This window comes from Priestia filamentosa, from assembly GCF_900177535.1.
Lineage (GTDB): Bacteria > Bacillota > Bacilli > Bacillales > Bacillaceae_H > Bacillus_I > Bacillus_I filamentosa.
This window is the reverse complement of sequence record NZ_FXAJ01000004.1, coordinates 16,102-35,032: the sequence shown is the minus strand read 5'-3', so window position 1 is coordinate 35,032 and position 18,931 is coordinate 16,102. Positions and strand designations below refer to the sequence as shown.

Here is an 18,931-nt window from a genome sequence, read left to right as displayed (position 1 = left end):
AAATAACATTTTATTTCCTTTTTTTGTTTTTTTAGACCTATTTCACGCATATGAAATAATGATTTTAATTTCAATAAATTAACTATTATGGAAATAACAAAAGCACAATAAAAAAGGTTCCCTTCTAAAGAAGGGAACCTTTTTTATTAGAAGTCGAAATTATCTGGGTCCGGACCAACTCGCTCATTTTTGTTTAGAGCATTAATTTCATTCATTTCTTCTTTTGTTAATTGGAAATCAAAAATATCAGCATTTTGAATAATACGATGTTCCTTTGTTGATTTTGGAATTGTTACAACTTCATTTTGTAAATCCCAACGTAAAATTACTTGTGCTGCTGATTTATTATACTTGTCAGCAATACGAGTGATTGTTTCATCTTGCAAAAGCTCCCCTTGCTTAAGCGGAGACCATGCTTCAAGCTGAATACCTTTATCTTTACAAAAAGCATGAAGTTCTTTTTGAGTAAGGTGTGGATGATACTCTACTTGGTTTACCATCGGTACAATTTCAGCATCTGTTAGTAAATCTTCTAAATGATGAATTTGGAAGTTACTAACCCCAATAGCACGAATGCGTCCATCTTTATATAATTTCTCAAGTGCTTTCCACGTTTCTTTATACTTTCCTTCAACAGGCCAGTGAATTAAATATAAATCAAGGTATTCAAGACCAAGCTTTTCAAGCGTTGTATCAAATGCTTTTAATGTTGATTCATATCCTTGATCACTGTTCCAAACTTTAGAGGTTACAAAGAGGCGTTCACGGTCAACTCCAGAATCAGCAATACCTTTTCCAACACCTTCTTCATTTCCATATACAGCAGCAGTATCAATGCTAATGTAACCTGCTTTGATTGCTGATTTCACAGATTCAATTACTTCTGATCCATCCTCAACTTTGAATACACCTAGCCCAAACCAAGGCATTTCAATTCCATTATGTAGAGTTGTTGTAGATTGTAAAGAGTTTGTCACCTTAATTCCTTCTTTTTCTTTTTGATAAGCATCTTTATTTTCTCATAGTTCACTTTTAACATAAAATATTTTGCCTATATTAGCTGTTATTATACAAAAAAGGAAGGAAATAGGTGTTTTCTATTACTATTCTTCGCTTGGAATCAAATCTGTACCATATGAGTTATCAATGGCACAAAGCCATCTTCCTTCTGCATTTTTTCGAAATACATATGTTGCTCTTCTCTCCATTGGATATTTGGAATCTTCTTTATTGGCATCAAGAAACGTTTGTGAAAGAACAAGAGCTGTATCTCCTGCTTCTAAGATCACCATCTCTCCTTGGGTTGGAACAATGCTATTATTAAAATATTTCGCAATTGCAATAAAGGCTTTTTTGATTTCCTCTTTTCCTTTTGCAATCATTCCTTGTTTCACAACTAGAACTGCGTCATCTGTATAATAGTTCATTAACGTATCAAGCTCCTCATTTTGAATAGCTTTATCATATTCACGAATTACGGCCTTTAACTCATGTTCTTCCATATTTTAACCTCCTCTTTTATGCGTTGTACTCTATTCTAGAAAAGAAGGCAAAATCCTATTTTTAAGCTAAAAAAGGAAGGAGAATTTTCTCCTTCCTTTTCCTTAATGATCTGGTTCGATATGAACATGAATCATCGAAATCTGATGTTTAGTTTCGAGCTCTTCTTCAATCTCATCTGCAATCTCATGACTGCGTACAACGCTAAGCTCTGGATTAACGGTCACTGTAACATCAAGCACAACATCATTACCATGCATGCGCGCTCTTAAATCTTTAACATCATTTACTCCTGTAATAGCCTTGACGGCTTCCTTATATTCACCCATTTTGTCTTCATCAAATCCATCTGTTAATAAAAGCGACGTTTCTTTAAAAATTTCAAAAGCCGTTTTACAAATGATAAGCCCAACAACTAGAGCTGCAAGTGGATCTAACCACGAAAGACCAAAATATGCTCCAATGATTCCTACAACAGCCCCAACGCTTACGAGAGCATCTGAAAGATTGTCTTTTGCAACAGCTTTTAATGCTCCACTTTGCAATTTATCAGCAAGGCGCTTGTTGTAAAGAAAAACACAGAACATTACAATGGCTGCTCCTGCTCCTACTAAAGCGGCCAAAAGACTTGGAGTTGTTGCTTCCTGATGCCAAAGAGATTGAACCGCTTCATATAAAACTTGGAATCCAATAACCATCATAATAAACGAGGCAAGTAAAGAAGAAATGTTTTCAGCTCTTGAATGTCCGTACGGGTGGTTTTTATCTCGAGGTTTCTTTGAAATTTTCAAACCGATTAAAACAGCTACTGAGGCGATAATATCTGTAAAGTTATTTAATCCATCTGCACTTAAAGCTTCTGAGTTCGCTATGTTCCCAATAAACAGTTTAAGCGTTGAAAGGATAAGATAAGTATAAATACTAACCCATGCGCCACGCTCCGCGCTCACTATATCCACGCTCCTTCATCTAACTGCGCTACTGAATATTTAGTCTTCCTTACATTCTTTCCTTTTAACCAACTTTATAACGTATGTAGAAAAGACATTATTTGCAGCAAAATTAGTTTACCAAACCGCGTCATAGTGGGTCTACAGAAACATAATTGCCTCTATGAACTACTATAGCTTAAAGAAAAAAGTTTAAACAAAACTAAACTGTTTTTCCCTTGGGCAAATTATTTCTTATTTACTAGTTTTCTGTTGATAGGCTAATAGTCAGTACTCTAAAGAGAGAAAATGTATATTTATGTAAAAATATACCTACTAAAAAATATTCGAATACGAATATTTTATTTTACAGTGATAATATACCTAGATTTTTTACGTTTTACATTATTTTAAACTATGTATAACATACAATTTATGTTAATATCTAAAGTATAACCATTAACACTTTAATATTTATTAATTACTAAAATGGTATCTATATGTAATACAAAAGATAATAAAAGGCGCTGTTAAGCCATTTATACATTTTTTTCTATTTTAACTCTTTGTTATTTATTTAGATTTTAATGTGTTTTATTGTCTTTCTATTCATATACAACTATATGATTGAAATATGCAATAAGAGGATTAATAGGAAATATTAATCTGAATTTTCAAAACACCTTATCGATTGCTTAATGAAAAAATGTATATAATACCCTTTTATTCAAATATTAAAAAACAAATATTGGATAAGTCTCGATCTATTTATAATAGTAATTAAAATTTATTGAAAATACTTAAAATACAACTAAAAAACATTTGTAGGTACAATATCTTATTTTAGAAAGTGTGAGATTATATGAGAACTGTTGGAGAACGAATAAAACTGCAGCGTAAAAGCCTTGGCTTCACGCAAGGTGACCTTTCTGGTCCAAACTTAAGTCACTCAATGATTAGCTTGATTGAACGAAATCATACAAAGCCCTCTTTAAAAACTCTTGAGCATATTGCTTCAAAACTCGGTGTTTCCGTAAGCTATCTTTTAGGTGAAGCAGAAGGCAATGATTCAGTGGAAGTTGAGACAAACAACAAAGAACGTGTAATAAGTATGTGCATTGCGCTAATCAATTCTAAAAAATATGAAAATGCTTATAAAGCTCTAGAGCCACTAGCACATGACGAAAATAATTTTACAATCCGCGGTAAAGCACTTAAACTGTTGTCTGAAATCTCGATGAATAGAGGAGAATATGAAGAAGCTATTCGTTATCTTAATGACTGTCTTGTTTATATTACTCCATTTGATTTAAATTATCATATCGAAGTATACTCTTCTCTTGCAACATGTTATCGACAGTTAGAAAACTACTCAAGCTGTATTGATCATGCCTTATATGCGTCTATTTTATTGAGAACACAATATCATGAATTTGATAAAATCGTGCATTTAAAAGTTCTCTATAATTTAGCATATGGATACTGTAAAACAAATCAATTTATGCGAGGAATTGTTCATATTAAAGAAGCGCTCTCTCTTATGGAGACAAGCTCTGTTTTTTATCAAGAAGACCGTTTTTATATGTTAAAGGGATTAGCAGAACTTCACCTTGGACAACCTAAAGATGGAATTCAATCGACACTTTATGCTTTAAGCCGTATTGATAGATCCTCTCCAGATTCCAACTATAGTGATTGTCTTTTACATCTTGGTATCCTTTACCGCCAAGTTGGAGAGCTTTCTAAATCTCAAGACTATTTGAAGAAGAGCTTAACTATTGCCAAGACGCATCATCAGGAACATCACGTTGTTGATACTTATTATGAGTTAGCAGCAACAGCATATGAACAGCAAAACCTAGAAGAAGCAGAAGAATATTGCCAGCAAGGTATTCTTTACTCTCATTCTTTTAAAGAATCAAAAGCTAAACTTTTGGCAATGATGGCACGTATTAAATTCAAGCAAAGTTCTCTTGGTGAATCACTTATTTATATTAATGATTGTGAGAAATTTTGTAAGGAATTCAATATTTCCTATATTCTATCACATTGCTATGCAATTAAAGCACAAATTCTCGAAGAACAACAAAACTATGCTGAAGCAAATAATATGCTAAAAAAATCTAATAATTTATTATCCTCTATGTACAGCTCTTCATAAAAGCTTTCCTTTTTAAGTTCTAGAACTTAAAAAGGAAAGCTTTTTTCATTTTTTACATAGTTCTTTAGCAAAGAGCAAACGCTAAATAAAAAAGGAGGAAATATAATGAGCAAACAAAAAAAGCCTGAAATGATCGCATTCAAAAAAGAAGTGATGAAAAAAGCGGGATATCGCACTGACGGAGAAGACGTAAAATATGAAATAGCACAGGAATTGAATATCCCTTTAAACAAAGGAAGAAATCGAGAATTAACATCTGAAAATGCTGGGAAAATCGGCGGACAAATTGGAAGCAAGATGGTAAAAGAACTAATTCAGCAAGCAAAGCTCCAGTTGAATAAGCCAAAATAAATCGAACGTCTCTCTCCCCTCTGTCTCTTCTCAATCGATTGTACTAATATTATTTATCTGTTATCATCCAATTGTTAGGTTACTTTTACTATGTTTTCCATTATGATGAAAACATAACATAGTTTTATACTACAAGGGGGAGAGCACGACGTTGAAGAAAAAAATATATTTTATCGCTTTTTTATGCTTATGTATAACAGCGCTTGTTTCCTGTTCAAATCAACCAACTGCCGAAGAACGGATCAAAGAATTTGTTGCTTCATGGAACAAGCAAGATTTTACGAAAATGTACACTTACCTTGATGAAAAATCTAAGAATTCTATTACAGAAAAAGACTTTATATCAAAATATGAAAATATTTATAGCGGAATTGAAACAAAGAACTTAAAAGTAAGTGTTAAAGAGGAAAAAGATAACCGTTTCAAAGTAACAATGAAAATGGAGACCATGGCTGGCAAACTTCAATGGAATGAAACGATTAAAGCTGTTGAAGAGGAACAATCAAAAGATAAAAGTTGGTATGTAAACTGGTCACCTTCTCTTATTGTCCCTGATTTGAAGGATAAAGAAAAAGTACGTGTTTCTACTATCAAAGCTGAGCGTGGAAGTATTACAGACCGAAATGGAACACCACTTGCTTTCAACGGGACAGCTACGCAAATTGGTGTTATTCCAGGTGAACTCGGAAACACAAATGGTGCAAAAGAAAAACTCGCAGCTATTTTAAATATGAGTATAGAAGAGATTGATAAAAAACTTAATCAGTCTTGGGTAAAAGAAAACTTGTTTGTGCCATTAAAGACCGTAAGCTCAACAAATGAAGAAATTATTACTAAGGCAAAAGAACTCCAAGGTGTCGGAACACAAGACGTACCTTCACGAGTTTACCAATGTGGAGAATCTTGTGCACATCTTATTGGATATGTTGGAGACATCACAGCTGAAATGCTAGAAAAGAAAAAGGATGAAGGATATACAGCAAGTTCTGTTATTGGTAAAACAGGTCTGGAATCTCTCTATGAATCAAAGCTTCGCGCCAAGGACGGAGCAGTCATTTATATTGCAGATCAAGATGGAAATAAACGAAAAGAAATCTTGAAAAAGAATGCAGAAAATGGACAAGACATACAGCTAACGATTGACTCAAACGTACAAGAATCTATTTATAATCAGTTAAAAGATGGAGAAGGCGTTGGGGTAGCTCTTCAACCTAAAACAGGAGAAATTTTAGCTCTTGTTAGCGCTCCTTCTTATAATCCAGCCGATTTTGTGTTAGGGATAAGCGCAGATGAATATGAAGCTCTTTCTAACAATGAGCATAAACCACTTCTAAACCGTTTCAAAGCTACTTTTTCCCCTGGGTCTACATTTAAACTTCTAACAGCAGGCATGCTCTTAGAAAACAATGTATGGTCTCCGGATCAGAAACTTGCAATAAGTGGACCATGGCAAAAAGATAAAAGCTGGGGAAGCTTTCATGTAAATCGTGTGGGAAGCTCACCAAACGTTAATCTTTATGATGCCCTTGTGACATCAGACAATATTTACTTTGCACAAGGAGCTGTAAAGCTAGGCCCTGAAAAGTTCCTCGAAGGAGCGAAAAATTACGGTTTTGGAGAGAAACTTCCGCTTAAAGGATACGATGTGTCTACATCAACTATTTCGAAAGACGGCAAAATGGAATCTGACCTTTTATTAGCTAATACAGCATATGGACAAGGTGAAGTACAAGTGAATCCCATTCATTTAGCTTCAATCTATACGTCTATTGTAAACAATGGGAATATGATAACTCCTGTTTTATTAAAAAGTGAAAAAAGTGGTCAAGTTTGGAAAGAACACGTAATGTCTGAAAAAACAACTGAAGAAGTACGAAAAGGATTAATTGGAGTTATTAAAGATACTCACGGCACAGCTCGTGCCGCAAAAATTCCTGGAGTAACGCTGGCAGGTAAAACCGGAACAGCAGAACTTAAAAAGTCTCAAGGCGAACAAGGAGCTGAAAACGGTTGGTTTGTGATGACAGATGTTGACAACCCTTCTCTTCTTGTAACAATGATGGTAAGCAATGCGGACGGAGGAAGCCACTCTGTCGTACCGAAAGTAAAAAAGGTATTTGAAGATTATTATGCATCTAACCCTCTACAATAATAAATAAGGACCGATCATCATTGATCGGTCCTTATTTTGCTGCTCTTAGTGGAATGACATTATTAAACTTTTGAAGGTTGCTTTCAATAAAAGAAGTGCACTGTTTTACAATTGTATCTTGATCAAAGTCCATTGAAGCAACATGATAAGAGTTAGGGAGCATCACTTGTTTCTTATCTTGGGAAGATACATGGTTTAACAAATACGTACTATTTGAAGCAGGCACAACATGATCTTCAGGTGATGTTAAGCATAATAGCGGTGCTTCAATACCTGATAATTTAAATGAAACAACTTTTATAAACGAAAGAAGCTCCCTAATAGACTTCATCGGCGCATGCGTATACGTAATCTCTACCGCTTCTTCATTATGAATATCTGGTCTTCCTTCTTCAACAAAACGATCATTTACGGTTTGATCTAAATGCTCCATTTCAGGAATTGAATTTATAGCAGGATTAATAAGCATAATACCGTCGATATCTTTATGTGTTAATGCTAAGTTCGCTGTTAATGTTCCCCCCATTGACTGGCCAAGCATAAATACTTTGCTACACTGAGCTTTCAATTTTTTATAGCCTTCTTCAATGCTTGCTACCCAATCCTTATACGTGCATTTTTCAAGGTCATAATGATGAGTACCGTGACCTTTTAATCTTGTAGCATATACCGTGTAGCCTTGTTCTGCTAAACGGTGTCCAATATATTCCATACTTTGTGGAGTTCCCATAAATCCATGTGAAATTAAAATACCAACTTCATTTCCTTTTATAAAAAATGATTCAGCGCCGTCCATTACTTTGTACTGTTCTTTCATCATGTTTTGCCTCCCTTTTTCAATGTTTAGCTTTGATTCCGACTCTTTATTTTCTTGTCTTCATTTTAATTCATACAATTCCGACCTGTCAACTAAAAATTAAAAATTGACTTCTTTCCTATAAATATAAAAATGCGTCTCTATTTAAAGAGACGCACCTTTTAATACATTATATTTTTTAAAAATTTTTTCCGTGATTTTTTTCGCTTGTTCACTCTCATCATTCTTACCGCTACCTTCGATATTTGTAACAAATACATATGGATGTCCTTTTACAGTCACAAACCCTATGTACCATCCACTCTTGTGCTCTCCTTTTGAACCTTTTACACTATGAAGAGTATATGTTCCTGTTTCTTTTTCAATCATTATTCTCTTCACTTTTTTCATTGAAGATGAAGAAAAAGGTAAATCTTCATGATACAGAGACTCTAAAAAATTAGCTTGTTCAAGCGGAGATATCTGTAAGTTATTATCTTCCCAAAACAAGTGATTTTGCTCTGTTTTTTCATTTCCGTAGTTTAAGCGCTGAAGCCATTTATTTATGTTATTTACTCCAATATCTTGGACGATCTCTTTTTCATACCAAGGAGCTGAGCTACGTAATGATGAAGCAAGGGTAAGATCTTTGTTCCACTCGTCCACACCTTGATCACTTCCATCCCATCTTTTTACTTCATATTCATCTTTAACTGTTTTCGTTTCGAGAGCAATTAAAGAACTAGGAATTTGAAAAGTTCCAATAGGTGCTTGACGACTCGAAGCTCTTTTTTTATTATATATTAATGTCTTATTATTCTCTAAGTCTCGTAAGATGAATGTGCCTTTCTTTCCATTAAACTCATCTTGCACGTCCATTTTTTCAACGCTTAGTTCTTTTGGAAAACCCGATTGTGCTTTTGTATGTTCTACAAGGTAAATGACCACAAAAGCAATTAGTAAAACAATAACAAGGCTAACAGTCCTTTTCATTGTTTTCCCTCCTTGCTAACATTGTCTAATGTTATCATAGCGAGTAAGCAATGATGTGACAATGAAAGAAAACTGAAAATAAGATGATAATTGTCTGAAAAAACAGATACCAAAAAGGAGCCTGTCGTCCCAATGGATACTTATCCAAAATTGTTCGTTGAATGTGGAGAACCTTTCACACAAGGAGCATATATATATGTAGATCAGTTTGAAATTTTATTTGGTAGAGTTGGAACAAACTCAAAACCTGATATTGCTTTTTCGAATGCTTTCGTTTCGAGAAGGCATTTCGCTATTCAATATAGCAATGGCCAAGCATCCATCGTTGATTTAAACAGCAAGCATGGAACAAAGGTAAATAAACGTTCTTTAACTCCACACTTACCTTTTACATTAAAGCATGGTGATATCATTTCAGCTGCAAATGAAACAGTAGTTTTACATTTTTCTTCATTAGATCTTGATCAAACGCTTGATTTTCAACCTATTTCACATGAAATGATTCAATGTAATGGTCCTTCTTTACCTTTTACAATGGATGAAATCAAACAAACTGTCACATATAAAAAACAAACATGTACACTTTCCGACAAGGAATTTCTTTTCTTCCATAAGCTTGCTCATTCTTTAAATGAGTTTGTTTTAAAAACAGATATAAAAAAAGAGGTATGGCCTGAGCGTGAACTTTTAGAGGACGGAGTCCCTGATGTTCATGCAGAAGAGCTAAATGCCCTTGTTTATCGAATGAGAAGAAAACTTCATAATGATTTTACGATTGAAGTTATCCGTGGTAAAGGATATATTCTTCATCTAAACGAATAGCCTGTTTATGCCATTGAAAAGGATAAGAGCAAACCATTTTCTCTTTTCCTTTCCAATGGTATAATTTTATTCCTCTCATTTTTTCTCACCCTCAATTTCTTTTGTTTCTAATTTTTTCTCTAACTGCTCAATTCGCTCATTTAATTTTAAATTTTGATGCTCAAGCTGTTCTGTTGCTTTTGAAGAAAAGTAGGAATCAGTTTCCCACCAGTCCATTCCCATTTCTTTTGCTTTATCAACTGAAGCAACTACAAGCCTAATTTTAATTGTTAAAAGTTCAACATCTGCCAAACCAACTTTAATGTCTCCTGCAATTACAACCCCTTTATCTAGAATTGTTTCTAATACATCTACAATTGTAGCTGAATTTGATGAATGTTCCATTGTTCACACTCCTTTGCTACATTAAATTACCAAGAGGGCCTAAATTAATGTTTAGATCTTCTTCATCAAGATCAAATATATCTCTTAGTTCTTCCATTTTCATTTCTAAGTTCATAAGAGCTGTTCCAAGCTTCTCAATCTCTTCGTCTGTCAAAGATCCCCCTTCAACGCGACGCATCGCATGTCGTTCAACAAGTTGTCTGATGAGCTCTACTAATGTAAGAACAAGCTGTGCTAAACCTTGCTCGGCATTTTCGGGATCAAGCTCAATTCGCCCCTTGTCTTGCTTAAGTGCTCCCATATTCTTCTGCACTCCCTTCAATCGTGTTTGTTGATAAAGTCATCATTTTTTCAACGGCTACAACGAGGACACGTAAATCTAAATACACAAGATCAATATCGGCAATCGAAATAACGAGCTCACCTCGAAGTGCGATTCCTTTATCTAAAATAACGTCAAGAATATCAAGTAATGTTACTTCCTGATGTCTATCTTCAACAGTTACTTCTTCATGCACTCCCCATCACTCTCCTTCTACTTTAGCGAAATAGTAGCAAGGCCATGGTCCTGTTGCTTCAAGCTGTAATCCGTACGTCTTATATTTTTCTCCTAATTTTTCGACTTCATCTAAAAAGCATTTTACATCGCCTTCTTTAATAAGATACACACTATTCCAGCTCATCTCATCTTGTCGTCCTGTTACCTTTTGATTCCAATTCTTTTTAATTCCTGACTTACTTGTTAAAGCACTTAGCTCTTCATGAATTTCTTTTGAAAGCCTTTTTTTCTCTTCACTGATTTTCTCTTGTAATAACCGATCTAACTTCTTACGTTCAAAATACTGTCTTCCTTTTGATAGTGACTTAATTTCCTCACTTTTTGTTTTTATATCTTTATTATTTTCTTCAACATATGGTTTTAACTGTTTTTCATCGCTATATATTTTTAGCGTCCACTCTTCTTTTCCTACAAGCTCCTTAAAAAGCTTAGAAAGTTCTTTGTTCACTGAACTCATCTTCTCTTGTACATTTTCTTCACTTTTGAAAACTGTGCAAAAATGAAGCGGTAAAAGTGTATATTCTTTATTCAGCTTTTTAAGCGTCTCATGGTGATGTAGAGCTTTTTCATGAAGCCACTTCATGTCTTCTGTTTTCTTTTCTAATGTCTCTTCACTATAATGCTCATCATTTAATTTACAGGCAATCGCAGTGATTCCTTGTTGTTCTAGGGTATATATAGGATGTTCCCCATCAAATCCTACGAAGGATTCCAAATTACCTTCTGGAACTTCAGATGAAGGAACAAATCCATATACGTAAATTAATTTTGTGCTTGTCGCAGTTTTCAATGTGTATCCTCCTTACTTTGAGTTTTTCATCTCTTCCCATTGCTCTTGCTCACGTCGCTTTGCAACTTCGTATCGTTCTAGAAGCTCCTGTTCCTTTTCTTCATAATCACGCTCTGATATCTCTTCCATTTCGTGCATCATTTGCAGATTCATGAGCTGTTGCTGAATGTGGTTAATATCGTAGAGCTGTCTGTCTGCTTCTTCTTTAATTTTTTCTCCGAGCTTTACAACAAGATCAATTGGCCCTGTAACGATTTTTTGAATCATTGAACTTTCCTTGCCTCTAGTTTGATATCAATAAAGTTGTAAGCAGGCCATGGTCCTGTATATTTAAACTCTACTTTATCTTCCCACTGTTCATAAAGCTCGTTTACTTTAGCATCAAATTCTTCTTCTTTTTCCGCGTCAACAAGAAATGATGTATTAAGAAGCATTTTTTCTCCTAGTGTTTGTGTTTGTTTAGCCGAAGCTGCAATCTCAGCTAACGGTAGAAAAATGGCTTGCGCGGCTTCTTCCCCTTTGCTTTTCATAAAGTTTCTTGCAAAATCTCCAAGCTCAATTCTGTCATAGTAGGATGCTTCTTTTGATTTGTTTTCGATTTTTTTCTTTAGCTTCTGTGCTTTTGACTGATTGTTCATCTCTTCCTGCAGCCATTCCTTTTTCGCAATAACTTTTAACCCTACTTCAAATCGACCTTCGATTTGTGGAAAGAGTTCTTGAAGGTTTTCATATAAATTTTGGAGTAAAAGCTCAATGTCTTCTTCTGATTGAAATACGTTACCAAAACTCATTGGAATCACATCTGTTTGCTCCATAACAGCTGAAATCGTATTTTGATGGTTCATGACATTTTCTTTTTTAGGGTGATAAATTTTAATAGGTGCCTCTGCTACCACCATTGCAAATTCTTTATAAGGGATAGCAAAAAGCTGACGTTCTTCTCCTTCAAGTACAGCCCTTCCTAAATCATCTACACTGTCTTTTTTAATAATACAAAATGGATACTTCCCTAATTCTTCACTCATCTTAGTTTCCTCCCCATAATTTTTTCATTTCTCTTACAAGATAATTGCGAGTTTGCTCTTTGCTTTTATACCCCAAATTTCTATGAATGGTAAATTCAATAATGTCAAAAATCAGCATTTGAAATCGTTCATTGTCTGGATTAATCTCAATTTTTGCTTTTTGGGCAATAGAGCCAATCATAATAGATGAACGCAGACCAGGACCACCTTCACCATTTTCCATACATTTTGAACGAATTTTTTTCATGAATGTAATAATAAAAGCTGCTTCTCTATCACTAACTTCTGTGCGGTCTTTTAAAATGTAAGCCTCTGTCCGCTCATCTACTGTATCTACATCAATTGTAATCATTCGGTCTTGAAGCGCATCCTGTGTTCGATAAGTACCAACGTATTCTTCAGGATTGCTTGTGAAAATGATGGAGAAATCGGGATGAACTGGAATATGAGATTCTTCTCCTTTTATACCGTATAAAGGAAGAATTCCTTCTTCAACAACGGATAGAAACAAATTGTTTGTTTCAGGTTTTGATCTCGTGAATTCATCGTATACAACGGTATGACCATTTTTCACAGCTCTTACTAAGCGACCATCAACTCTATTTTCTGTTAGTTTCTCTTCTTGTTTCCGAACAGAGCGAACGAAATTATCTACTGTCTTATTACTCGTATAACCGCTCATTCCGCCAAGTAAATCTTCATTTCTCATTTCATAGTTTCCTTGCAAAAAAGTTAGTGGACGATTCATGCGGCTTGCTACATAAAGAGCAAGTGATGTTTTTCCGACTCCAGATGGTCCTGTAAAATGAACTGGAAAACGTGCGGATAAATAGTCAACAGCACGATTTGCTAGGTCTTCTAACTCTGGATAAAGAATAAATTCGTTGTTGAGTCGTTCTTGTAGTTTTTCCATTTTTCATCATTCTTCTCCTTTCTCAAATACGCGAAGAAGACTAATCAGGAACAATTACTTCACTGCGTGGTCTAAGACTTCTTCGTTCAAAAGAAACGACTTCCATTTCCTCATTTACTTGGGTATGATAGACCCCGATAAGCTCATCTTTTGCGTATGCTTTCATATACTCTCGCTCTTCCAGCACTTCTACAAAAGCTTCCCACCCTTCATCATTTGGTTTTACAGAAATTACTTTGTGTGGAGGATTAATATATTCCTCAAAAAATACATGAATTTCATCTAAAATCTTTCTCATACTCATCTTTATAAGTCCCCTTAATGAATGGAGTAGCCAAGGCAGAAAACTGCCCTGGCTTTTGTTTTCTTATCCTCTTGCTCTAGCATTGCTTGGTTGCTGAAGTTGGAATTCTCCTTCATCCATTAGATCATCCCGGATTAAACCAACGGCTTCAGCATATCGTAACCATGTATCAACACTTGCAATAACAACTCGGGCTTCTACTGTAATAAGCTCAATTCCAACAAGAGAAATTTTTGCGTAAGCATCAATTACTACTCCTTTATCGAGGATACGGTCAACAACTTCTGCAAGACTTGAGCCATCAGTACTTTTCTGAATGGCAGCCATTTGGCATCACTCCTTTATTTTTACTGTTTTTTTCCTTTAGAAGATGTAACGTTTTTAATGTCATTTGCCCCTTTAATGTCAGAGCTTGTCTTCACTCCGCTTGTATCGTTCCCTAAGTTTTGAAGCTGTGCTGTTAACTGTTCAACCGGATCACCATCATCATCGCTATCATTACCGCCAAGCAGATTTCCTGTTAATCCTTGGGCAACGTTCTGTACGTCTCCAGATGTAAGCTGCTTCAGAAGGTTTTTTGCCTCATCTCCTCCAGCCGACAACTTCTCTGTTAAAGCATTGATTTGATTATCGCTAAGCTGATCTGTTAGCTGACCAAGCAGCTCGCCGCTATCTTGTGAATCTGAATCTTGTAGCATTTTTTGAAGATCTTCCTTGTTAATTCCGCTTGTCTCCTGATCTTCATTATCTGATTCGTTTGAATCGCCCTCTCCACTTTCTTCTTTTCCACTTTCTTCTTTTCCACCTGAAAGCTTATCTTGCAAAGACTGAAGCTGCTCATCGCTTAATTGATCTGCGATTTCCTCTCCTCCGTCAAGCTGACTTAGCAGCTTCTTTACATCATCACTGTCTCCGCTTTCTTTTGATTCTCCATTCAAAAGTGTAATAAGCTTATCAATTAATCCGTCTCTTCCTTCACTATCAAGTTGACCAACAAGGTCTTTCACTTCATCGATACTTCCGCTTTCTTTCGATTCTCCATTTAGAAGCGTAATAATTTTATCGATAAGACCGTCTCTCTCTGTTTTTTCTCCGCCTGATTGTTGAGAAGAGAAATCATCGCTTAATTTTTCGATGTTGTCTAACACTTGTGAAAGCTTCTCATCGAGAGAAGATAGCGCTTCTTGTACGGAGTCCTCGCTTTCCTCGCTTTCCCCGCTCTCTTCACTTTCTTCATCTTGAAACATGCTTCGGATTTCTTGACGATCTTCCTGTGATAACTTTCCGATAAGAGATTGAAGAATTTCCTTCGCATCTTCTTGTTCTACCTCAGATAAAACATCTTTCAATGAATCTAGCGTTAATTCATTTTTTTCTTGTGAAGATTTACTTTGTTTTGTCGTTCCTTTTCGAGTTCCACTTTTCTTTTCTGTTTGACTTTTTGCTTGTTTAGTCATGTGCTTTCCCTCCCTGGAAACGTTTTCTATAGTATTGATATGTTTCATTACCATAAGCCTTATCTTCATTCATTGTTAAATACTTTGTTCTTCTTCGGTTCAAGGTTTTACGTTTTTTTATTTTTCTTTTTCTTAATGCAAAGGCTGTGGTGATTCCTAATCCAGAAATTAAACTGCTAATCCACAGCGTCTTTCTCGTAATCAACTTGTTTATCACTCCTTAACTAAAGTGATTTATAAATTATGTACACGCCATGGACCAAAACTAAACAGGTATTTTAATTCCAATTTTTTCTTGATGTTTTTCTCCAAAAAAAAGAAACAGGCAAATTGCCTGCTTCTATGCGTATTTCGTTCCATCTTCTTCTTTTCGGAAAAAGCTTTTCATTGCATGAAAAACGTCTGCTTTTTGTTTTAAAATAAAGTGGCGGAACTTTGGATCATTCATGTTTCGGTAAGCACTCATAAGCGTTGAATGACGGTTATATTGATTCACTTCTCCATACCCAAACATGTTAGACACTTTCATAAGCTCTTCAACAAGTTTCACACAGCGAGCGTTATCAGATGTTAAATTATCTCCATCTGAGAAATGAAACGGATAAATGTTATATCGCTCTGGCGAGTATTTACCATTTACAAGCTCAAGAGCTTTTCGGTAAGCACTCGAACAAATCGTTCCACCGCTTTCTCCTTTTGAGAAGAATTCTTCTTCTGTAACAACTTTAGCTTCTGTATGATGAGCAATAAATTCAATATCTACAGTTTCATACTTTGTACGTAAGAAACGAGCCATCCAAAAGAAAAAGCTTCGGGCCATATATTTCTCCCATATTCCCATCGAACCACTTGTATCCATCATTGCAAGTACAACTGCTTTGGATTCTCGTTTTTGAACCTCATTCCACGTTTTGAATTTTAAGTCTTCTGGATAAATCGGATGAAATTTTGGCTTTCCTGTCATTGCATTTCGCTTATAAGCAGAAAGCATTGTTCTTTTTTTATCAATGTTGCCCATAAGACCTGTTCGACGAATGTCATTAAATTCAATATGTTCAATTGTAACTTCATCATTTTCTTTACGTTTTAAATTTGGAAGCTCAAGCTGCGAAAACAATGCCTCTTCAAGCTCTAAAATGGATACTTCTGCTTCATAATAATCATTTCCTGCTTGATCTCCTGCTCCTTGCCCTTTTCCTGCACCTTTTTGACCTTGCCCACCTGAGCCATCTCTTGCTACTACATCTCCGACTTTGCTTTTTCCATTCCCTTGACCAACATGTTTGTTTTTATCGTAGTTATAGCGAATACGATATTCGTCAAGTGAACGAATCGGGATTTTCACAACGTCACGACCATTAGACATAATAATGTTTTCTTCTGAGATTAAATCTGGAAGATTGTTTTTGATAGCTTCTTGAATTTTTTCCTGATGTCTTTTTTGGTCGTCATAGCCTTTTCGGTGGAGGGACCAGTTTTCCTGTGAGATTGCAAAACTTTGCTTATCTTCTTTTTTCATTTTGTACCCTCCTTACATGTTTAGAAAAACTTGGCTAACTCAGAAAAAATCTGGTTAGCCATTAATCACGATATTCACAATTTCTAGTTCAACAGCATATAATATGCTGACTTCCTCTCTCTTAAAGCGTTTGTTACTCTATACTATGCAAAACTACCCTGAAATTGACAAACTTTTTAGATAATTATCTTTCTATTTGGACAACCTTTTTGTAATGAAAAGAAAACCCCCACTTATCGCTAAACAGTGGGGGTATAAGCGTGTTACCTGTTCAAAAGACTACCAACGTAACGAAGCAGATCATTTGCTGACGTAGAATTGTATCCATGTTCATCAATTAAGCGTGCCACAACTTCATTAATTTTCTTCAGCTGCTGCTCATCAGGTGTTTTCGTTGACGTTGTGATTTTTACAACGTCTTTTAAATCTGCAAAAAGTTTCTTTTGAATGGCTTCACGAAGACGTTCATGAGAATTGTAGTCAAAACGTTTTCCTTTGCGAGCATAGGCAGAAATACGAATGAGGATCTCTTCACGGAATGCTTTTTTCGCATTTTCTGAAATGCCAATTTGTTCTTCAATGGAGCGCATAAGTTTTTCATCTGGACTCATTTCTTCTCCTGTTAACGGATCGCGAAGCTTATTTTTATTGCAGTATGCTTCAACATTATCAAGATAGTTATCCATTAATGTTTTAGCAGATTCTTCATAAGAGTAGACAAAAGCTTTTTGAACTTCTTTTTTCGCGATGTTATCATACTCTTTACGAGCAAGTGAAATATAGTTTAAGTAACGCTCTCTATCTTCATTGGTGATTGAGGCATGCTGTGCAAGCCCTTCTTTTAATGAACGAAGCACATCAAGAGCATTAATTGTAGACATCTCTTTTCGAATAATTGTAGAAGATATGCGGTTAATAACATAACGTGGATCAATACCGCTCATGCCTTCATCAGCATGCTCTGCTTTTAATTCCTCTACATCTGCTTCATTATAGCCTTCAACAGATTGACCATCATAAAGGCGCATTTTCTTCACAAGATCAACATCGCCTTTTTTCGGTTCTTTTAAACGAGTTAGAATCGTAAACATTGAAGCAACTTTTAATGTATGTGGAGCAATGTGGATGTCAGATACATCACTTTCGCTAATCATTTTTTCATAAATTTTCTCTTCTTCCGTTGCTTTTAAATTATATGGAACAGGCATAACAATAATTCGAGAATGCAATGCTTCATTCTTCTTATTTGCAATGAATGAGCGATACTCTGTTTCATTTGTATGAGCCACAATAAGTTCATCAGCGCTAATTAATGCAAAGCGCCCTGCTTTGAAGTTTCCTTCTTGTGTTAATGATAAAAGGTGCCAAAGGAACTTCTCATCACACTTTAACATCTCCTGAAACTCCATCATTCCTCGGTTTGCTTTATTTAATTCTCCATCAAATCGGTATGCGCGTGGATCTGATTCAGATCCATACTCTGCGATAGTTGAAAAATCAATGCTTCCTGTTAAATCTGCAATATCCTGAGATTTCGGATCTGATGGACTGAATGTTCCAATTCCTGTTCGTTTATCTTCTGAGAAGAAAATACGTTCAACAATTACATCTTCAATGCGTCCATCATAGTCTTGTTCAACGCGCATTGTATTTAACGGTGATAAGTTTCCTTCGATACGAATGCCATACTCACTGAAGAAATCGTCACGAAGGTGATGTGGAATTAAATGAAGCGGATCTTCGTGCATCGGGCATCCTTTGATCGCATACACTGCACCTTCATCTGTTAAAGAATATTGCTCAAGTCCTCTTTTAAGCATTGTTACAAGCGTTGATTTACCGCCACTAACAGGTCCCATGAGAAGTAAAATACGCTTTCTTACATCAAGACGTTTTGCCGCTGGATGAAAGTATTCTTCAACTAAACGCTCAAGCGAATCCTCAAGACCAAATAAACTTTCACTAAAAAAGTTATATTTCTTCTTTCCATTCACTTTTTCTGTTCCTGCGCTTTTAATCATGTTATAAACGCGAGCATGTGCTGATTGAGCAATCCAAGGATTTTCCTTTACCATCTCTAAATACTCACCAAACGTACCTTCCCACTTTAAGCGCTGTTCTTCTTCTCTATACTGTTCCACCTTTTTTAATATATCCATTAACAGGACCTCCTCCTACCGTCAATGCTAGAAAACGAGATTAATACACTCTATGCACCAAAAATCTTGAACATGCTCTTTAAATACATAATTGCTAAATTTTGTCCATAACCACAT

The 18,931-nt window shown here is 35.4% G+C and carries 22 protein-coding genes; 4 read left to right on the top strand and 18 right to left on the bottom strand.

The window, feature by feature from the left end:
- Positions 1-146: 146 nt before the first annotated feature.
- The 3 genes from B9N79_RS16355 to B9N79_RS16345 all read right to left on the bottom strand — a co-directional run bounded on the left by B9N79_RS16355 (position 147) and on the right by B9N79_RS16345 (position 2,459).
- Positions 147-929 (bottom strand): aldo/keto reductase, encoded by a 783-nt coding sequence (locus B9N79_RS16355; RefSeq protein ID WP_046217441.1) that lies wholly within the window; start codon positions 927-929, stop codon positions 147-149.
- A gap of 174 nt (positions 930-1,103) precedes the next feature.
- The gene (locus tag B9N79_RS16350) at positions 1,104-1,502 is read right to left on the bottom strand and encodes a YybH family protein (protein WP_040057217.1); all 399 of its coding nucleotides are present in this window, start codon (positions 1,500-1,502) and stop codon (positions 1,104-1,106) included.
- 102 nt (positions 1,503-1,604) lie between these two features.
- Positions 1,605-2,459 (bottom strand): cation diffusion facilitator family transporter, encoded by an 855-nt coding sequence (locus tag B9N79_RS16345; protein ID WP_040057218.1) that lies wholly within the window; start codon positions 2,457-2,459, stop codon positions 1,605-1,607.
- A gap of 832 nt (positions 2,460-3,291) precedes the next feature.
- On the opposite strand from B9N79_RS16345, the gene B9N79_RS16340 reads away from it, so the two are divergent.
- From B9N79_RS16340 to B9N79_RS16330, 3 genes are all read left to right on the top strand, one after another.
- Positions 3,292-4,590, top strand: coding sequence for a tetratricopeptide repeat protein (locus tag B9N79_RS16340; protein WP_019393971.1), 1,299 nt, complete (start codon positions 3,292-3,294; stop codon positions 4,588-4,590).
- Between the two features lie 105 nt (positions 4,591-4,695).
- Positions 4,696-4,941: an alpha/beta-type small acid-soluble spore protein gene (locus tag B9N79_RS16335; protein WP_019393972.1), complete on the top strand. Its 246-nt coding sequence runs from the start codon at positions 4,696-4,698 to the stop codon at positions 4,939-4,941.
- 151 nt (positions 4,942-5,092) lie between these two features.
- Positions 5,093-7,093, top strand: a complete 2,001-nt coding sequence (locus tag B9N79_RS16330) for a penicillin-binding transpeptidase domain-containing protein (RefSeq protein WP_040057220.1) — start codon at positions 5,093-5,095, stop codon at positions 7,091-7,093.
- A gap of 31 nt (positions 7,094-7,124) precedes the next feature.
- Here B9N79_RS16330 and B9N79_RS16325 read toward each other — a convergent pair whose 3' ends face one another.
- Both B9N79_RS16325 and B9N79_RS16320 read right to left on the bottom strand, forming a co-directional pair.
- The gene (locus tag B9N79_RS16325) at positions 7,125-7,910 is read right to left on the bottom strand and encodes an alpha/beta hydrolase (protein ID WP_040057262.1); all 786 of its coding nucleotides are present in this window, start codon (positions 7,908-7,910) and stop codon (positions 7,125-7,127) included.
- Between the two features lie 144 nt (positions 7,911-8,054).
- Complete coding sequence (locus tag B9N79_RS16320) at positions 8,055-8,882, bottom strand: penicillin-binding transpeptidase domain-containing protein (RefSeq protein WP_019393975.1); 828 nt, start codon at positions 8,880-8,882, stop codon at positions 8,055-8,057.
- A gap of 132 nt (positions 8,883-9,014) precedes the next feature.
- Here B9N79_RS16320 and B9N79_RS16315 point away from each other — a divergent pair, with 132 nt between their 5' ends.
- Complete coding sequence (locus B9N79_RS16315) at positions 9,015-9,704, top strand: FHA domain-containing protein (RefSeq protein ID WP_040057222.1); 690 nt, start codon at positions 9,015-9,017, stop codon at positions 9,702-9,704.
- A gap of 75 nt (positions 9,705-9,779) precedes the next feature.
- Here the strand turns inward: B9N79_RS16315 and B9N79_RS16310 are convergent, their stop codons facing one another.
- The 13 genes from B9N79_RS16310 to B9N79_RS16250 form a co-directional block, all read right to left on the bottom strand.
- A complete protein-coding gene (locus B9N79_RS16310; protein WP_019393977.1) occupies positions 9,780-10,088 on the bottom strand; it encodes a gas vesicle protein in 309 nt (102 codons plus the stop codon).
- A gap of 16 nt (positions 10,089-10,104) precedes the next feature.
- Positions 10,105-10,389 (bottom strand): gas vesicle protein K, encoded by a 285-nt coding sequence (locus B9N79_RS16305; RefSeq protein ID WP_040057223.1) that lies wholly within the window; start codon positions 10,387-10,389, stop codon positions 10,105-10,107.
- The gene (locus B9N79_RS16300; protein ID WP_019393979.1) at positions 10,376-10,606 is read right to left on the bottom strand and encodes a gas vesicle protein; all 231 of its coding nucleotides are present in this window, start codon (positions 10,604-10,606) and stop codon (positions 10,376-10,378) included. Before B9N79_RS16300 ends, B9N79_RS16305 begins: the two co-directional genes overlap by 14 nt.
- A gap of 6 nt (positions 10,607-10,612) precedes the next feature.
- Positions 10,613-11,437, bottom strand: a complete 825-nt coding sequence (locus tag B9N79_RS16295) for a GvpL/GvpF family gas vesicle protein (RefSeq protein ID WP_019393980.1) — start codon at positions 11,435-11,437, stop codon at positions 10,613-10,615.
- 12 nt (positions 11,438-11,449) lie between these two features.
- The gene (locus tag B9N79_RS16290) at positions 11,450-11,704 is read right to left on the bottom strand and encodes a gas vesicle protein GvpG (protein ID WP_019393981.1); all 255 of its coding nucleotides are present in this window, start codon (positions 11,702-11,704) and stop codon (positions 11,450-11,452) included.
- Positions 11,701-12,462: a GvpL/GvpF family gas vesicle protein gene (locus B9N79_RS16285; protein ID WP_019393982.1), complete on the bottom strand. Its 762-nt coding sequence runs from the start codon at positions 12,460-12,462 to the stop codon at positions 11,701-11,703. Before B9N79_RS16285 ends, B9N79_RS16290 begins: the two co-directional genes overlap by 4 nt.
- Before the next feature lies 1 nt (position 12,463).
- Positions 12,464-13,375 carry a gas vesicle protein GvpN gene (gvpN, locus tag B9N79_RS16280; protein WP_019393983.1) on the bottom strand — a complete coding sequence of 304 codons (912 nt, stop codon included), beginning with the start codon at positions 13,373-13,375 and terminating at the stop codon, positions 12,464-12,466.
- 40 nt (positions 13,376-13,415) lie between these two features.
- On the bottom strand, positions 13,416-13,679 hold the full coding sequence (gvpO, locus tag B9N79_RS16275; RefSeq protein ID WP_019393984.1) for a gas vesicle protein GvpO: 264 nt from the start codon (positions 13,677-13,679) through the stop codon (positions 13,416-13,418).
- 63 nt (positions 13,680-13,742) lie between these two features.
- Complete coding sequence (gene gvpA / locus B9N79_RS16270) at positions 13,743-14,006, bottom strand: gas vesicle structural protein GvpA (RefSeq protein WP_019393985.1); 264 nt, start codon at positions 14,004-14,006, stop codon at positions 13,743-13,745.
- 20 nt (positions 14,007-14,026) lie between these two features.
- Positions 14,027-15,136 (bottom strand): hypothetical protein, encoded by a 1,110-nt coding sequence (locus B9N79_RS16265; RefSeq protein ID WP_085118689.1) that lies wholly within the window; start codon positions 15,134-15,136, stop codon positions 14,027-14,029.
- Positions 15,129-15,341: a hypothetical protein gene (locus B9N79_RS16260; protein WP_019393987.1), complete on the bottom strand. Its 213-nt coding sequence runs from the start codon at positions 15,339-15,341 to the stop codon at positions 15,129-15,131. The genes B9N79_RS16265 and B9N79_RS16260 overlap by 8 nt, the downstream gene beginning before the upstream one ends.
- 135 nt (positions 15,342-15,476) lie before the next feature.
- Positions 15,477-16,655 (bottom strand): sporulation protein YhbH, encoded by a 1,179-nt coding sequence (gene yhbH, locus B9N79_RS16255; RefSeq protein ID WP_019393988.1) that lies wholly within the window; start codon positions 16,653-16,655, stop codon positions 15,477-15,479.
- A gap of 263 nt (positions 16,656-16,918) precedes the next feature.
- Positions 16,919-18,814: a PrkA family serine protein kinase gene (locus B9N79_RS16250; RefSeq protein ID WP_040057225.1), complete on the bottom strand. Its 1,896-nt coding sequence runs from the start codon at positions 18,812-18,814 to the stop codon at positions 16,919-16,921.
- Positions 18,815-18,931 lie beyond the last annotated feature (117 nt).

Excerpts from the sequence above, each read along its gene's own strand:
- B9N79_RS16350 (WP_040057217.1), bottom strand. The coding sequence starts at position 1,502 with ATGGAAGAACATGAGTTAAAGGCCGTAATTCGTGAATATGATAAAGCT.
- yhbH (WP_019393988.1), bottom strand. The coding sequence starts at position 16,655 with ATGAAAAAAGAAGATAAGCAAAGTTTTGCAATCTCACAGGAAAACTGG.
- B9N79_RS16325 (WP_040057262.1), bottom strand. The coding sequence starts at position 7,910 with ATGAAAGAACAGTACAAAGTAATGGACGGCGCTGAATCATTTTTTATA.
- B9N79_RS16320 (WP_019393975.1), bottom strand. The coding sequence starts at position 8,882 with ATGAAAAGGACTGTTAGCCTTGTTATTGTTTTACTAATTGCTTTTGTG.
- B9N79_RS16250 (WP_040057225.1), bottom strand. The coding sequence starts at position 18,814 with ATGGATATATTAAAAAAGGTGGAACAGTATAGAGAAGAAGAACAGCGC.
- B9N79_RS16315 (WP_040057222.1), top strand. The coding sequence starts at position 9,015 with ATGGATACTTATCCAAAATTGTTCGTTGAATGTGGAGAACCTTTCACA.
- B9N79_RS16265 (WP_085118689.1), bottom strand. The coding sequence starts at position 15,136 with ATGACTAAACAAGCAAAAAGTCAAACAGAAAAGAAAAGTGGAACTCGA.
- B9N79_RS16335 (WP_019393972.1), top strand. The coding sequence starts at position 4,696 with ATGAGCAAACAAAAAAAGCCTGAAATGATCGCATTCAAAAAAGAAGTG.
- gvpN (WP_019393983.1), bottom strand. The coding sequence starts at position 13,375 with ATGGAAAAACTACAAGAACGACTCAACAACGAATTTATTCTTTATCCA.
- B9N79_RS16355 (WP_046217441.1), bottom strand. The coding sequence starts at position 929 with ATGCCTTGGTTTGGGCTAGGTGTATTCAAAGTTGAGGATGGATCAGAA.
- B9N79_RS16305 (WP_040057223.1), bottom strand. The coding sequence starts at position 10,389 with ATGGGAGCACTTAAGCAAGACAAGGGGCGAATTGAGCTTGATCCCGAA.
- gvpA (WP_019393985.1), bottom strand. The coding sequence starts at position 14,006 with ATGGCTGCCATTCAGAAAAGTACTGATGGCTCAAGTCTTGCAGAAGTT.
- gvpO (WP_019393984.1), bottom strand. The coding sequence starts at position 13,679 with ATGAGTATGAGAAAGATTTTAGATGAAATTCATGTATTTTTTGAGGAA.
- B9N79_RS16285 (WP_019393982.1), bottom strand. The coding sequence starts at position 12,462 with ATGAGTGAAGAATTAGGGAAGTATCCATTTTGTATTATTAAAAAAGAC.
- B9N79_RS16340 (WP_019393971.1), top strand. The coding sequence starts at position 3,292 with ATGAGAACTGTTGGAGAACGAATAAAACTGCAGCGTAAAAGCCTTGGC.
- B9N79_RS16290 (WP_019393981.1), bottom strand. The coding sequence starts at position 11,704 with ATGATTCAAAAAATCGTTACAGGGCCAATTGATCTTGTTGTAAAGCTC.
- B9N79_RS16310 (WP_019393977.1), bottom strand. The coding sequence starts at position 10,088 with ATGGAACATTCATCAAATTCAGCTACAATTGTAGATGTATTAGAAACA.